This window comes from Alkaliphilus peptidifermentans DSM 18978 (assembly GCF_900101495.1).
Classification (GTDB): Bacteria; Bacillota; Clostridia; order Peptostreptococcales; family Natronincolaceae; genus Alkaliphilus_C; species Alkaliphilus_C peptidifermentans.
Genome location: NZ_FMUS01000001.1, coordinates 309,417 through 324,302, shown reverse-complemented (window position 1 = coordinate 324,302; position 14,886 = coordinate 309,417). Strand labels below are relative to the sequence as shown.

The 14,886-nt window shown below is 35.3% G+C and carries 13 protein-coding genes, 2 tRNA genes and 1 other RNA gene; 14 read left to right on the top strand and 2 right to left on the bottom strand.

The genetic code is table 11. The annotated features are described in order from the left end of the window. Positions 1-122: 122 nt before the first annotated feature. The 10 genes from BLP68_RS01525 (at position 123) to ffs (ending at position 9,813) form a co-directional block, all read left to right on the top strand. Positions 123-199 (top strand) — tRNA-Arg (locus BLP68_RS01525). A gap of 237 nt (positions 200-436) precedes the next feature. Beyond that, the gene (locus tag BLP68_RS01520; protein ID WP_091539173.1) at positions 437-1,507 is read left to right on the top strand and encodes a stalk domain-containing protein; all 1,071 of its coding nucleotides are present in this window, start codon (positions 437-439) and stop codon (positions 1,505-1,507) included. A gap of 196 nt (positions 1,508-1,703) precedes the next feature. Then, the gene (locus BLP68_RS01515) at positions 1,704-2,171 is read left to right on the top strand and encodes a GNAT family N-acetyltransferase (protein ID WP_176758820.1); all 468 of its coding nucleotides are present in this window, start codon (positions 1,704-1,706) and stop codon (positions 2,169-2,171) included. A gap of 94 nt (positions 2,172-2,265) precedes the next feature. Continuing rightward, positions 2,266-2,778: a phage tail protein gene (locus tag BLP68_RS01510; protein ID WP_091539167.1), complete on the top strand. Its 513-nt coding sequence runs from the start codon at positions 2,266-2,268 to the stop codon at positions 2,776-2,778. Between the two features lie 20 nt (positions 2,779-2,798). Continuing rightward, the gene (locus BLP68_RS01505; RefSeq protein ID WP_091539166.1) at positions 2,799-3,287 is read left to right on the top strand and encodes a phage tail protein; all 489 of its coding nucleotides are present in this window, start codon (positions 2,799-2,801) and stop codon (positions 3,285-3,287) included. A gap of 15 nt (positions 3,288-3,302) precedes the next feature. Further along, entirely contained in the window at positions 3,303-3,824 is a 522-nt protein-coding gene (locus tag BLP68_RS01500; RefSeq protein WP_091539163.1) for a phage tail protein, read from the top strand. 50 nt (positions 3,825-3,874) lie between these two features. After that, complete coding sequence (locus BLP68_RS01495; RefSeq protein WP_091539162.1) at positions 3,875-8,800, top strand: S-layer homology domain-containing protein; 4,926 nt, start codon at positions 3,875-3,877, stop codon at positions 8,798-8,800. A 194-nt stretch (positions 8,801-8,994) separates the two neighbouring features. Further along, on the top strand, positions 8,995-9,432 hold the full coding sequence (tadA, locus tag BLP68_RS01490) for a tRNA adenosine(34) deaminase TadA (RefSeq protein WP_091539236.1): 438 nt from the start codon (positions 8,995-8,997) through the stop codon (positions 9,430-9,432). A gap of 8 nt (positions 9,433-9,440) precedes the next feature. Further along, a tRNA-Ser gene (locus tag BLP68_RS01485) sits at positions 9,441-9,529 on the top strand. A gap of 19 nt (positions 9,530-9,548) precedes the next feature. Then, positions 9,549-9,813: signal recognition particle sRNA large type (ffs, locus tag BLP68_RS01480), an RNA gene on the top strand. Between the two features lie 45 nt (positions 9,814-9,858). Here ffs and BLP68_RS01475 read toward each other — a convergent pair. Together BLP68_RS01475 and BLP68_RS01470 are read right to left on the bottom strand one after the other, a co-directional pair. Then, complete coding sequence (locus BLP68_RS01475; RefSeq protein ID WP_091539159.1) at positions 9,859-11,073, bottom strand: DUF4097 family beta strand repeat-containing protein; 1,215 nt, start codon at positions 11,071-11,073, stop codon at positions 9,859-9,861. A gap of 27 nt (positions 11,074-11,100) precedes the next feature. Then, positions 11,101-11,463, bottom strand: a complete 363-nt coding sequence (locus BLP68_RS01470; RefSeq protein WP_091539156.1) for a DUF2089 domain-containing protein — start codon at positions 11,461-11,463, stop codon at positions 11,101-11,103. Between the two features lie 301 nt (positions 11,464-11,764). Here BLP68_RS01470 and yedF point away from each other — a divergent pair, with 301 nt between their 5' ends. The 4 genes from yedF (at position 11,765) to BLP68_RS01450 (ending at position 14,877) form a co-directional block, all read left to right on the top strand. Then, on the top strand, positions 11,765-12,370 hold the full coding sequence (yedF, locus tag BLP68_RS01465) for a sulfurtransferase-like selenium metabolism protein YedF (RefSeq protein ID WP_091539234.1): 606 nt from the start codon (positions 11,765-11,767) through the stop codon (positions 12,368-12,370). Positions 12,371-12,379: 9 nt separating this feature from the next. Beyond that, on the top strand, positions 12,380-12,646 hold the full coding sequence (locus BLP68_RS01460) for a putative Se/S carrier protein (RefSeq protein WP_091539153.1): 267 nt from the start codon (positions 12,380-12,382) through the stop codon (positions 12,644-12,646). Between the two features lie 11 nt (positions 12,647-12,657). After that, on the top strand, positions 12,658-13,542 hold the full coding sequence (locus BLP68_RS01455; RefSeq protein ID WP_091539150.1) for a mechanosensitive ion channel family protein: 885 nt from the start codon (positions 12,658-12,660) through the stop codon (positions 13,540-13,542). Positions 13,543-13,800: 258 nt separating this feature from the next. Then, positions 13,801-14,877 carry an ABC transporter substrate-binding protein gene (locus BLP68_RS01450; protein WP_091539148.1) on the top strand — a complete coding sequence of 359 codons (1,077 nt, stop codon included), beginning with the start codon at positions 13,801-13,803 and terminating at the stop codon, positions 14,875-14,877. Positions 14,878-14,886: the final 9 nt, after the last annotated feature.

Genomic DNA, 14,886 nt, shown 5'->3' with positions numbered 1-14,886 from the left:
GTATATCAACATGAATAAATAGATAATTGATTTTTTATATAATCTATGTTAAACTAACCCTTGTACAAAATATAAAATTTTTAACCCTATAACTAAAATAGGTACAAATTTAATCGATATATGTTTCCGTAGCTCAGAAGGATAGAGCAACTGCCTCCTAAGCAGTAGGCCGTGGGTTCGACTCCCGCCGGGAACACCACTAGAATTTAGACAAAACCCTGCAAATCCATTTTGCAGGGCTTTGTTTATTACTTACTATATACCATAAGACCTCTATTGAGGAAGGTCTTTTTCTGTTTACAAAAATCTATAGTATAAAGCTCTTTTCTAAAAACATTAAGCTATTCCAAGAAGAATTAATTTGGTATAATGTTCCTATGATGGATTTTTCACCACAACGTATGTAAGTACTACACAATAAGGGAGAGAGCAGAATATGAAAATGACAAGAATTAAGGGAGCAATACAGATTTTAACAGTTTTACTTTTGTTAGCTATGATATTTCCAACATCAGTATTTGCAGCAGAAGGTAAAACAGTTGAAGTAAAAGGATACATATGGGAAGGTATGTCTAAGGAGGACATAGATAATACACCAGCACATTTTTCTGTTACTAATGTAATAGATACTTTTAATGTAAAGGAAATTCAGGAAGATATTGATGCTGGACTTATAGTTGAAGGGCCCTCCACCATAAAACTTCTTACTGATAAGGGAATTATGTTTGATGTGTATAAATTAATTAAGACAGGTGATAAAACCTACGAATATTTTTATGATGACCGACTGCCAGTTTCAGGAAAAGTTAAAATTTGGGTACCTGAAGAACCACTTGAAATAGACGAGCATGGATTCCCTAAGTTTGGAAATTTTATCGAGAAACTTGTTGATGAATCAGAGATATACAATTATGACGTTGATTATCCTCAATATATGGCTGGAAATACTGTTACGTTAACTGAACCAGGAGACTATTATGTCATTTTTAGATATGAAGCAGTTGCTGGTGCAGCTCAAGCAATTATTACTGTTAAGGATACGAAAAATACAACTAACACAACTAACACAACTAACACAACCATAGCAAAACCAACATCAGCAAAGGTTTTAGTCAATGGTAGTGAAATATCATTTGAAGCCTATAATATTGATGGTAACAATTACTTTAAGTTAAGAGATTTAGCTAAAGTAGTAAGTAGTACAGAAAAGCAATTTGAAGTTGAGTGGGATGGAGAAAAAAATGCTATTAATTTAATCACAAATAAAGCATATACAGTATCAGGTGGAGAACTTACTACCGGCGACGGAAAAGAAAAGACAGCAAGCTTAAACACATCGGTAATATATAAAGATGGTAATGTAGTGGAACTTAAAGCCTATAACATCAATGGAAACAACTATTTTAAACTTAGGGACATAGCCAGTACCTTTAATATAGGAGTAACCTGGGATGGAGCTACAAATTCAATAGGTATAGATACCAGCATTGGCTATGTTGCACCATAAATAAAAATACTTTAAAAAAACTCTACTTTTCAAATGTGGAGTTTTTTTAATAGGAAAATTCTATTTTCCTATTAATATCGAGGTTGTTAAGGGGGCGATCCCTCCTTGTATTTTTATACTTAGACTATAAAAAATTGACAATAATAGGAATAAATGCAAGAATAATAATATAATACGATAATAAATGGGGGTAATTATGTTAAGGAACAAACAAGTTATGACAAACGATGACAAAGATTTTTTGTTTAATGTCTTTAAAAATAATAAACAGGAAGAAATATCTCTGTGGGGGTGGAGAGAAGAAGAAGAGAGGTTATTTATACAAAATCAATTTCTTTGCCAGCAAAATTCCTACGAAATACAATATCCGAATCTTGATAAACAATTAATTATTTATAATGGACAGCAGGTTGGATATATATATATCCATAGAGATGATAAAAAAATTACTATTGTAGACTTAGCTATTCTAAAAGAATTTAGAAATAAAGGAATTGGCAAAGAGCAAATATTATTCATTCAAAGCGTTGCAAAGGCAGCAAACCTCCCTATCCAATTGAGTGTATTTAATAATAATCCAGCTGTTATATTATACATAAAACTAGGCTTTAAAGAAGTAAGCTGTAATGAGTTGTACCATAGAATGGAATGGAGGCCTAAATAATGATAATGTAAGAAGGGCTATGAGAATTTTAGGGTAAAATTATTGAAAATTCAAAAAACAAAACAGTATTTAATAAAAAGAAGGGAGAGTTAATATGGATCAATATGTAGGAGAGATTAGGATGTTTGCAGGTGATTATGCACCTATAGGATGGGCTTTGTGCCATGGTCAATTACTATCTGTTTTTGAACATGAGATGCTTTTTTCGGTTATTCGAACAAGTTATGGTGGAGATGGAATAACAAATTTTGCAGTACCAGATTTAAGGGGAAGGATTCCAATTCATCAAGGACAATCTGTTGGGGGCAAAAACTATATTATTGGACAAAAGGGTGGAACAGAAGAAGTAACCTTAACCAATATTCATTTACCAATACATAGTCATAATGTAACAGCCACCTCGGCGGAAGGGACAGAAGCGTCTCCTGAGGGTGCATATCCATCAAATAAAATAGCACAATATACACAGGAAACTACAGATTTAAGCCATATGAATGCTAATTCAATTTCCTATGAAGGTGGAAATCAACCCCATAATAATATGATGCCTTATTTAGCAATAAATTATATTATTGCACTTGAAGGTGATTACCCAATTAGGGACTAAAAATAAAGGAGGGTTAAAACATGGAAGGTTTTTTAGGAGAAATTAGATTATTTCCATTTTCTTTTGCACCAATGGGCTGGGCCCTCTGTAATGGGCAATTACTACAAATAAATCAAAACCAAGCATTATATTCATTATTAGGTACAACCTACGGTGGAAATGGAACTACAAACTTTGCTTTGCCAGATTTAAGGGGCCGAGTACCTATTCACTCAGAAGCAGGCCAAGTTGGAGGAGTAGAGGAGCAATGGCTTACCGTAAGCCAAATGCCCAATCATACTCATATAATGGTTGGAAGTACAAACAATAAAGATCAACAGAAAGCTGAAGGAAATGTTTTAGCAAAAGACGAAAGAAATATATATGTAAAAAATACTAACCCAATGGTTAATATGAATCATGCAGCACTTTCATACAGCGGCGAAGCTCAGACCCATAACAATATGCAGCCCTATATAGTATTAAATTTTTGTATTGCATTACAGGGTATATACCCACCAAGAAATTAAAGAGGAGGCTATAATATGGATCCATTTATCGGAGAAATTCGTATATTTGCAGGCAACTTTCCCCCAAAGGACTGGGCCTTTTGTGATGGACAAATCCTTCAAATCTCACAAAACACTGCATTATATTCTGTTATAGGAAATAGATATGGCGGAGATGGAGGAACAACCTTTGCATTACCAAATCTAAGAGGAAAAACCCCCATGAGCTATGGGCAAGGCCCCGGATTAACCAATAGACAGATAGGCTCAACAGGTGGTTCCTCTACAGTAACATTAACAAATAGTCAACTACCTAACCATAATCATATACCCCAATGCACCACCACTACAGGTACACCAGTTACTAATCCCGAAAATGCAGTATTTACTAATATAAGAGGAAGACAACCTGCTGCATATACTACTACACCTAATGTGAATATGGCACCACAAGTAGTGCAGCCGGCTGGTGGAGGGGAGCCCCACGAAAATATGCAGCCCTATTTAGGCCTAAGCTTTATCATTGCCCTACGGGGGATATACCCCAGCAGAAGTTAGGCTATTACATAAAACCCATAGAGTAATTAATGTAAGAGAGGGGATATTGGATGTTTAAAAAAGCATTAAGACTTACCATATGTACATTATTATTGTTGATACTAACAATAGTATATAGTACGTCCTTTGCCAGTGACCTTATTATTAATGTGGAAATAGATAAGTTTGTAGAAACACTAGATGGGCTTATTGAAGTATACCCAGATGGACTTGATAATGGGAATGATGGAAATTTAAATTATGTAGGTCACTTTGATACATATGGGGTTTCTGAATCAGTAATAAGATTTAACTTAAGCGATATTGACAATAATAGAACAGTATCAAAGGCAACTTTAAAATTCTTTATAGTTAATACTTCTGGTGATAATTTCATTACAATCCATGGTTCAAATAATGATAGTTGGACAGAGTCAGATATAATAGTACCAACAAAAGATCAGTTAATTGTCCTAGAGGACAGGTCCTTTCAAACATCTCATAATCTACAAGCAGAGTATGATGTAACAGATTTTATAAAAACACAAGCCTCAATAAGTACTATGGCATCCTTTGTAATAAGTGGAGCACAAACTGGTGCAGTCAACTTTTTTGATTTTCCAGATAGAAGCAACATAAATTACCAGCAGCAACAATACCATAAAACCCATCTGGTCATAGAATATCAACCTTCACCACCAACCGGAACAGTAAGCATAAATTCAAACGCACTTTATACAAACTCCAACAACGTAACATTAAGTCTTTCAGCCAACGCCCCAGGAGGCCCACCAATAGAAATGAGATTTTCCAATGACAACATAAGCTGGAGTGACTGGGAAAGTTATTCATCAACAAAGGATTGGACATTAGGGGATGGTGATGGAGAAAAAACAGTCTATATGCAGCTGAAGGATGGAAACGGTGCTGTAAGTAATATTGAAATAAGTGACAGTATTACTTTAGATACCATACCCCCAGCAGGGACAATAAGCATTAACGGTGGAGCAGTAGTTACCAATAATAGAGATGTAACATTAAATATTACAGGAACAGATGAAAATGGAGCAGTTGAAATAAGGTTTTCAAATAATAATACTACATGGAGTGGATGGGAGACACTCATACCAACTAAGCTGTGGACAATGTCTGACGGAGATGGACTAAAAACGGTATACGTTGAGCTTCGGGATATGGCAGGAAACAGCAGCGTATATGAGGATACAATTACATTAGATAGCACTCCACCAATAGTAACAGGTGTTACTGATAATGCTGTTTATAACACAGCCAGAACAATAACCTTCAATGAAGGAACAGCAACACTAAATGGAAGCCCCTTTACAAGTGGAAGTAACGCCAGTGAAGAAGGGAGCTATATACTTGTGGTAATTGATGAAGCAGGAAATACCACCACAGTATCCTTCATAATAGATACTACACCTCCAACAGGTTCAATAACCATTAATGACGGAGATATGTATACCAATAGTACAACCGTAACATTGAATATAACAGGTGCAGATGAAAACGGTGCTGTAGAAATGAGACTATCTAATAATAATATAACCTGGGAAAATTGGGAGGCGTTAATCACAACTAAGGGATGGACACTATCAACAGGAGATGAAGAAAAAACAGTTTATTTGGAGCTTAGAGACGCAGCAGGAAACACAGCAAGCTATGAAGCAACTATAATACTTGATACTGTTCCTCCAATCGGAAGCTTTACAATAAATAGCGGAGAGAATATAACCAATAATGTTAACGTGATTTTAAATATTGTTGGTACAGATGAAAATAGTGCAGTTGAAATGAGACTTTCAAAGGATAATAGTACATGGACTAGCTGGGAGGCTCTATCAACAACAAAGGATTTTAGTTTAGAAGATGGAGATGGAACAAAGACAGTATATTTGGAGCTCAGAGACGCAGCGGGAAATATACTGGCCATACAACAATCGATTATATTAGATACAACACCACCAATAGTAACGGGGGTAGATAATGGAGGCGTATATAACACAGCAATTACAATAAATTTTAACAAAGGAACAGCAACACTAAATGATAATCCCTTTACAAATGGAGAAGGTGTGAGTGAAGAGGGCAGCTATATTCTGGTGGTAACAGATACAGCAGGCAATATAACCACATTGGAGTTTATAATAGACACCACCCCACCATCAGGAAGTATAACGATAAATGATGAAGAGGACTATACCAATGACACAGATGTAACCATTAATATGACAGGCGCAGATGAAAACGGACCAGTCGAAATGAGACTATCCAATGACAATGTAATCTGGAGCAGCTGGGAGATGCTGCTGTCCAATAAGAGTTGGACAATATCAGATGGAGAAGGAAAGAAAACTGTTTATATGCAATTAAGGGATAAAGCAGGAAACATATCAGACTTCGAAGCTTCAATAACTTTAGATACCATCCCGCCAACAGGAAGTATAAGTATAAATGATGGAGACAGCCACACAAATGATGCCAATGTAATTCTCAGCATAATAGGGGTAGATGAAAATGGAACAGTAGAAATGCGACTATCCAATGACAATACAACATGGAGCAGCTGGCAGACGTTATTACAAGCCAAGCCATGGATGGTAACTGAAGGAGATGGAGACAAGGTTGTATATATTGAGTTAAGAGATATGGCCAAGAATGTAACCCCTTTGAGTAGCAGTATATATTTAGATACAACAGCTCCAACAGGGACAATTGAAATTAACCATGGAGAAGCAGAAACTACTATAGCAGATGTTAATTTATCAATTACAGCAAATGATGGACTTGGTGCAGGGAATATAGCAATGCAGTTTTCAAATGATAACATAGGTTGGAGTGAGTGGCAGCCCCTTAATGATAACTACAATTGGAATTTAAGCGAAGGCTATGGGATTAAAACAGTATATATGAAGCTAAAGGATGGAATAGGAAATGTAAGCCAAGCATACTCTGCTGATATTAGATACAAGTCAATACCAAAGGCTGAAAACAATACTGTGTATGGGAAAACTGGAGATATACTATCATTTAAGGCAAGTGATTTTACCTTTGTAAACCAAGATGGAAGCCCAATAGAAAAAATTATGATTATCTCCTTACCAGAGAATGGCCAGCTGAAGCTAGAAGATGCTTCTATTGTAATTAACCAGGAAATATTAGTAGAAGATATAAAAAACATAAGATTTATTCCAGTAGAAGACTGGTACGGAACAACAAACTTTGAATGGAAATGTAAGGATGAATCAAACTATTCTACAAATATAGGAGAAATAACAATAAATATTGCTGATTTATCAGGAAATGCAGAGCTAAGGAGTATTGTTACAAGCAAGGGAACATTAAACCCCTCCTTCTCATCTTCTCACTTGGAGTATAATGTCAATGTTGATAGCAGTGTAAACTCTATAACCATCACCGCTATTACATGGGACAATAATGCTTCTATAAAAATAAATACAATAGATGCCATTAATGGAGAAGCATCACCAGCCATTGAATTGAACTTTGGAAGCAATACTATAAATGTTGAAGTTACAGCAGAAAATGGAAATAAGTCTATATACAAAATAAAAGTTATAAGAGAAAAAGCATATGAGGATAAGGATAAGGATAAGGATGATAGTGGTGGCGGATCTAGCGGAGGATCTTCAGGAGGAGGGCATGCAATTAGCCCAAGGGTAAATGAGATTGAGGAAGACGTAAAGGAAGAAGTAAAAATTCACGATGGAGTCGGGTATGTAAATGTAGATATAAATGGTATAGAGCATAAAGAAGTAGAGGCAGAGGTTATATATATTGGTGATAAAACAGAGGTTAAGGTATATTTAACAGATGCTATTTTAACTAAACTGAACAATCAGCAGGAAAGTTCAACTATTAATGTAAGCAATAGTAAAACTGTCAACACTTTAATAGTATCATTTAATGGAGAAACATTTAGTAAAATGAAAAACAAAGATACTGCATTAAATATAGTTACCACAGATAGTACCTACAGGATTCCCTTAAATGATCTTGATATAAATGAGCTGTTGGAATTGAAGGGAAATGTCGACTGGAAGGATACCTCATTTTCCATTCAAATTAAACTGCCACCACAAGAAGAAAGGGATAGTATTGTAGCTGAATTGGCAGAAAGCAATATAATGGTAGCTTCACCCATTGTTGAATTTAAAATCTTATTTAGAATAGGAGATGTAGAATTAGAAATAAGCAGATTCAATAAATATGTTGAGAGATATATCCCTTTAAACAATCTACCTTCATCGAAGACTTTAACTGGAGTATTGATTAAAAGGGATGGCAGTTTGAACCATGTACCAACTAGAATTGTCAATACAAATGGTAAGGATTACGCTATAATCAGCAGTATGAGCAATAGTTTGTATACCGTTGTCAGCTTTGAAAAAGAATTTAAAGATATGGAAAAGCATTGGGCTAAAGAGTATGTAAGAGAGAGTACATCCAGATTAATAACTAATGGAGTAGATGAAGATAGGTATGAGCCCGATAGGGCAATTACTAGAGGTGAACTCACCTCCATAATAGTTAGGGCATTAGGTCTAACCTCTAAAGGAGGCTCCAACTCTTTTGCTGATGTAAAAAATTCTGATTGGCATAACGAATTTATATCTATAGCCTATGAGTATGGGTTAATAACCGGTTATAAAGATGGCAGCTTTAGACCCAATGCAACCATAAGTAGAGAAGAAACTATGGTAATTATTGAAAGAGCCATGAAGCTAATTGGAATTCAGGATGATGGCATTGAGTTGCAGGAAATAGAATTAGCGATGGAAAACTATGTTGACTCAGACGAACTAAGCTCATGGGCAAGAGCAGCTGCCTATATCTGTATTGAAAAGGAAATATTTAATGGAAGCAATGGAAAATTAAAGCCTAAAGACAGTATTACAAGGGGTGAAATAGCAGCAGTAATAATTAGAATGTTGAGAAAGACTAAATTGATATAATCATAGTATTATTATGGCCCCTATCTAAAATAGATGGGGGCCATTTAGCAAATACAACCATTGACTTTTAGACGGATTTTATTTAATATATTACTTGTACTGAATTTTTACAGTAAATAACGGAAAAACTAATATCTATAGTTTTATTTTATAAAAGCTCCATTATTGGAGGAATTAATGTGGATGAGTATTACATGAGGTTTGCATTGGAGGAAGCATTAAAGGCTTTTGACAAGAAGGAAGTACCAATTGGTGCAGTAATTGTCAGAGATAACAAAATTGTTTCTGCTGCTCATAATTTAAGGGAAACATTAAAGGACGCCACTGCCCATGCTGAATTGATTGCCATCAAAGAAGCATGTGAGGCATTAGGGGGATGGAGGTTGACAAACAGCACCCTATATGCTACAATAGAACCCTGTCCTATGTGTGCAGGGGCAATACTTCAAAGTCGTATTCAACGGGTGGTTATAGGAAGTATGGACCCAAAGGCAGGTGCATGTGGATCTATAGTAAATTTATTAAATATGAATGAATTTAATCATCAGGTAGAAATAACTACCGGTGTTTTAGAAGAAGAATGTGCTGATATTATGAGGCGCTTTTTTAAAGAGCTGAGAAAAAAAGCTTAAATACGCAAGGAGAGGTGTCCGAGTTGGCTAAGGGGCACGCCTGGAAAGCGTGTAAGGCCGAAAGGCCCCGCGGGTTCGAGTCCCGCTCTCTCCGCCATTAAAAGTTTATAAGTTTGCTGTGCTAGATGGGGAGGTAGCGGTGCCCTGTAACCTGCAACCCGCTATAGCAGGATTGAATTCCTCACTGAGGCATGTTGTATGTAGGGCAGCCTTAAGTAAGTGGTAATGAAGATCGGGTCCTACGCAATGGAAGCTTGCGAACCCCGCCAGGTCCGGAAGGAAGCAACGGTAAGTAATCCCTTTCGTGTGCCGTAGGGCAGCCTGATTCGAGCTAACTGCTTAAGTAACGCCTATGGCAATCTGTCGAAGTGAGGTGCACAGCATTACATAATAATAAAAAAACATGAGATTTCTCTCATGTTTTTATTAATTTGAAATAAGTATGTCGTCGTTTGTAGTGAAGGCTTTAATACTAACGCTTTTATTACAACTGTCATAATTTGTGCTTTTACCGTAAAGCTTCATGGTTGAGCCAACTGTTTTCTCAGTATAGGTCATGGAGAAGGGGGTTCTAATGGACCCGTTGGTGGTTACTGCTTCAAGGCCAATACCTATAGCTTGAGGAACATCACCTTTAATTTCAATTTTACCATTTGAGGTTTTAAGATGAATAAGCTCTAATTTATCATAGATTAAATTACTAACTAATATTTTAGAATTAGTGGTTAATGTCTCTATTTTGGAAGCGCTGGTGTTATCAATTAAAACCTTAGCATTTTTAGTGGCAGCTAAAATATGATTAGCAATAATATCACTAAAGGAAATTTTAGCGTTGGTTGTGGAACAGCTTATCTCTTTGTGAACTTTCAGTTCCTTTAAAATAATAGATGCATTTTTTGTATGACAGCAAATTTTATTACACTCTATATCCTCTATATAAATAGCTGCGTTTTTAGTATTGGCTTTAATAGTATCAATAAGAGAAGAAGGAACAAATACCTCCAGCTGAATCATAAGTTTTTCAAGCTCCTTTGGAAACAAAGCTACTGAAGAGCTCTCCTTCTTTGTCTGCAATATGGGTTTGTGGTATTCATATTCTTCAGGAAGTGCTCTAATAGAAGCCTTTACAGAAATATTATCCTCATCCCAGCTGGATAAATATATCTTCCCATTTTTTGCAAGTATATCTAGAGTCTTTAGGGCTTCTGGAGCATCTATCTTATAAATCTCCTCATAGCTTTTATATTTTGAGTCTTCGTTGTACTTCGATAAGTTTTCAATATCTACGTTCTTTTCGACAAAATCTAGAATTTTTTCTGCAAACCCCATTGATTTTTCTGCTAGGTGAACTCCTATATGACTCATTCTTTCACCAAATTTTTCGCCAAAATCCTCCATATGCTTTCCAAAATCGTCCATGCGCTTATCAAAGTTTTCAAAGGAACTAGTAAAGTCATCATCATGATGAATATGAATATTCTTATGCTTTTTTGAATCCTTCTTAGATGAGTAAGAACCGTTATGGTTGGAGGTGTTGTCACGATCCTCATCATCTAAGGCTTCCAGCAATCTTGCAGCTTCCTCCTTATTAATTTTTCCCTCTTCCAGTAGCTTTAAAATAATTAATCTTTCCTCAGTCAAAAAAATCAGCTCCTTCTTAATATAAAATTATTCTTTTAATAGCTTAACAGCCTCTTCAGCTGTAATTTCTCCTCTACTTAAGCTTTCAAGTACATCTTTTTTATTAGTAGAGGTAATAGGAACAGAGCTATGGCCTAAGGCCTCAATTACACCTTCAAGTTTATTCCTGACAGTTGGATATGAAATCCCCAGCTCCCTTTCAATTTCCTTTATATTTCCTCGGTTTTTAATAAACACATCAATAAAGTCCTTGTGTTCTTGAGAAAGTCTAGAAAATTTACATAATTCAAAGCTTCCCTCTATAGTAGTATCACAGTGGCGGCAGTGAAGTCGTGTTATTTTCAATTGATGATTACAAACTGGACATTGGCCAAGCACCTTGTTTTTCATAGTATAAGCTCCCTTCAAATATGGTTGGAACATTTTCACAGTTATGATAATTAGATAATATAATTAATAATTAATAAAGTCAATATATAATTTAGAAATAATTAATATAATTAATTTATAAATTTAAAAAATTAATTTAAGCACTATAAATATGTATAGTATTAGAATAGACCAATTTGATATCATACTAAAATTTAATAGATAGAATTGATATGTAGTTGGGTACAATACATTGAAGATATTCGATGGTATTGATATACTAAGAATAAGAAAAACAATTGAAATTGTTGGAGGAATGAAAATGAATACACAAATTGATGCAAGAGGCTTAAATTGTCCATTGCCTGTAATACATACAAAGAAAGCCTTAGAAGCCATAGAAGAGGGCATTATAACTACCATTGTTGATAATGAAGTGGCAAAAGAAAACGTAGCAAAGCTAGCCAAGAGCTTAACGTTAAAGGTTGATATTAAGGAAAGCCAAGGGAATTATTATATTAATATATTTAAGGATCATTCCCTTGAAGGAATCCATGCTTCTGGCGAAATAAACTGTGATGATCTTCCAAAAAGAAACTTAGTTATTCTAGTAACTAATACATGCTTTGGGGAAGGGTCAGAGGAATTGGGCAAAATATTAATGAAGGGCTACATTTACACATTAACCGAATCTACACCATATCCTAAGGCCATCATATTTCTAAATAGCGGTGTTAAGCTAGCCATAGAGGGCTCAGAGGTACTAGAAAATTTGAGAAAACTAGAAGCCAATGGAGTCGAAATACTCTCCTGTGGTACCTGCTTGGATTACTATAAAATTAAAGATAAGCTGCTTGTGGGTGGCGTTAGTAATATGTACACCATAGTAGAAAAGCTAAATAATGCAAAAAATACTATCAAAATATAGGAGCTTGAAATGGAAAATTCAAAAATATATGTAATAGTTTTCGATTCTACTCATTCAGCAATTGCTGCAGAAAAATGCTTGAAGGATAAAAAAATACCCAATGAAATTATACCAACTCCAAGGGAAATAACTGCCAGCTGTGGTCTTTCTATTCGATTCAATATTGACTCATTAAAAATAATCAAAGAAGCTTTACAGAATGGGAATATTTCTATTAATGGTATATATGAACTTAAGAAACAGGGTAATGAAAAACTCGTTGATAAATTAATATAGGGGGTGATGAAGTGTCTGTTGGTGTAGAAAAAGGATGGGCTTCTGAAGCATTAGATTTTCTCAAGAATCCAGAGCAATTATCTGTATACATAAGTAGACTAGCAAATATTATAATTATATTATTAATTGCTAGAATAGCAATAAGAATACTACAGTCCTTAATAAATAAATTTTTTGAGACAAGATTCTTTAATGCCAATCAAGAAGCAAAGTTTAAGATAGATGTACCGAGATTAGAGACACTAAAGGGGTTAACAAAAAGCTTAGTAAAATATACTATTTATTTTATAGCCTTTACAGCTATACTAGACTCCTTTGGAGTAGAAATTGGAGCATTAATTGCAGCTGCAGGAATCGGTGGACTGGCACTGGGCTTCGGTGCTCAAAACTTGGTTAGAGATATAATCACAGGATTCTTTATTTTATTTGAGGATCAATTTGGAGTAGGAAATTATGTTGAGATCGATGGAGTAGGAGGAATTGTTGAGGAAATGGCCCTTAGGGTAACAAAGATACGTGGTTTCAACGGTGACTTATACATAATCCCAAATGGTGAAATAAAAAAGGTGACCAATAGAAGCACAGGCAAAATGAGGGCATGGGTAGATATTTCAATCGCCTATGAAGAGGACATAGATAATGCTATTAAGGTGCTAGAGGAGGCTTCAGAGGAATTAAGGAATAATAACCCACAAATTCTAGAGGGGCCAATTGTGTTGGGAGTAACAAACCTAGGAAACTCAGATGTTGTAATATCAGTAATGGCTAAAACAGTTCCAATGGAGCAATGGGCTACGGAAAGACTAATGCGTAAGACCTTTAAGCAAGCCTTCGATAAAGAAGGAATAGAAATCCCTTATCCAAGGAGAGTTGTAATTAATGGAGACTCAAAATAATCTATATTAAAATCAACCTTAAATTAGGCTATTCAGATTCTTAATAGCCATTTAACGTGTTTTTATAATATGGCCCTCATTTATGAGGTGCCATTTTTATGTCCAGGAAAGTATGTTTGTTAGATTATGCAAAAAAGCAATTCTTTTATTAAAAGTTCATAATTTTAAACAAAATAACAGTATTTTGCATTGAGTATGATATACAAAATAACGTAACATTAAATAGAAGTTTGAAAATTCAAAAAAGGGGGCAAAACTATGAATTATAAAAAAATCATAGCGATTGTTTTATCCGTACTACTTATAGGAGGGCTTCTTGTTGGTTGTAGTTCTGATAACGAAGTAGGCCAGCAGACACCAGAGGAAAACGATACTCAACAAGAAAACTCAACGGAACAAAAAGCTTCAGGATCAGTTACTGTGTATAGTCCGCATAGTGCAGAAGTAATTAATCCCATTGTAAAAGAGTTTCAAGAAAGAACAGGAGTACAAGTAGACGTAGTTGCAGCTGGAACCGGAGAGCTTTTAAAGAGAATAGAAGCAGAAAGCGCTAATCCATTAGGAGATGTTATGTGGGGTGGTGGTGCTGAATCACTGGATTCTTTTAAAGATTATTTTGAACCCTATAAAACTCAAGAAGATAACATGATTGCGCCATATTTTAAAGATGCAGAATATAATTGGACTGGCTTTAGTGCACTGCCAATGGTTATTATGTATAACAAAAAGCTAGTAAAGCCAGAAGATGTACCAACATCTTGGGAAGATCTATTAGATGACAAATGGAAGGGTAAAATTGCATATGCAGACCCAGCTCGGTCTGGTTCCTCCTATACAACCCTTGTAACTATTTTAAAAGCATTTGAAAATGATGGTGACGATGGGTGGAATTTTATACGAAGTTTTATTGACAATTTAGATGGAAAAATTATTGGTAGCTCTTCAGGTGTATTTGTGGGAGTTGCTGATGGCGAGTATAGCATAGGGCTGACATTGGAAGAAGCAGCAATGCGATATGTAGTAGCAGGAGCTGACGTGGGAGTTGTGTATCCATCAGAAGGTACTTCAGCTGTACCAGATGGAATTGCAGTAATTAAGGATGCAAAGAACATGGAAAATGCAAAGCTGTTTATTGATTTCGTAGTGGGTAAGGATGTACAAAATATTGTTGTTAACAACTTTAGCCGACGGTCTATTCGTTCAGATTTAGAAGCACCAGAAGGATTAGATCCAATTGATAAAATAAAGTTAGTAGACTATGATTTTTCATGGGCAGCTAATAATAAAGATGAAGTATTGGATAAATGGAGAAACATCGTAATCGGAAGAGAATAGCAGATTTGA

What these genes read in the sequence shown, in the direction of transcription:
- tadA (WP_091539236.1), top strand. Translation starts at nt 8,995, where the DNA reads ATGAGGTTTGCATTGGAGGAAGCATTAAAGGCTTTTGACAAGAAGGAA.
- BLP68_RS01510 (WP_091539167.1), top strand. Translation starts at nt 2,266, where the DNA reads ATGGATCAATATGTAGGAGAGATTAGGATGTTTGCAGGTGATTATGCA.
- yedF (WP_091539234.1), top strand. Translation starts at nt 11,765, where the DNA reads ATGAATACACAAATTGATGCAAGAGGCTTAAATTGTCCATTGCCTGTA.
- BLP68_RS01460 (WP_091539153.1), top strand. Translation starts at nt 12,380, where the DNA reads ATGGAAAATTCAAAAATATATGTAATAGTTTTCGATTCTACTCATTCA.
- BLP68_RS01505 (WP_091539166.1), top strand. Translation starts at nt 2,799, where the DNA reads ATGGAAGGTTTTTTAGGAGAAATTAGATTATTTCCATTTTCTTTTGCA.
- BLP68_RS01515 (WP_176758820.1), top strand. Translation starts at nt 1,704, where the DNA reads ATGTTAAGGAACAAACAAGTTATGACAAACGATGACAAAGATTTTTTG.
- BLP68_RS01495 (WP_091539162.1), top strand. Translation starts at nt 3,875, where the DNA reads ATGTTTAAAAAAGCATTAAGACTTACCATATGTACATTATTATTGTTG.
- BLP68_RS01470 (WP_091539156.1), bottom strand. Translation starts at nt 11,463, where the DNA reads ATGAAAAACAAGGTGCTTGGCCAATGTCCAGTTTGTAATCATCAATTG.
- BLP68_RS01450 (WP_091539148.1), top strand. Translation starts at nt 13,801, where the DNA reads ATGAATTATAAAAAAATCATAGCGATTGTTTTATCCGTACTACTTATA.
- BLP68_RS01500 (WP_091539163.1), top strand. Translation starts at nt 3,303, where the DNA reads ATGGATCCATTTATCGGAGAAATTCGTATATTTGCAGGCAACTTTCCC.
- BLP68_RS01520 (WP_091539173.1), top strand. Translation starts at nt 437, where the DNA reads ATGAAAATGACAAGAATTAAGGGAGCAATACAGATTTTAACAGTTTTA.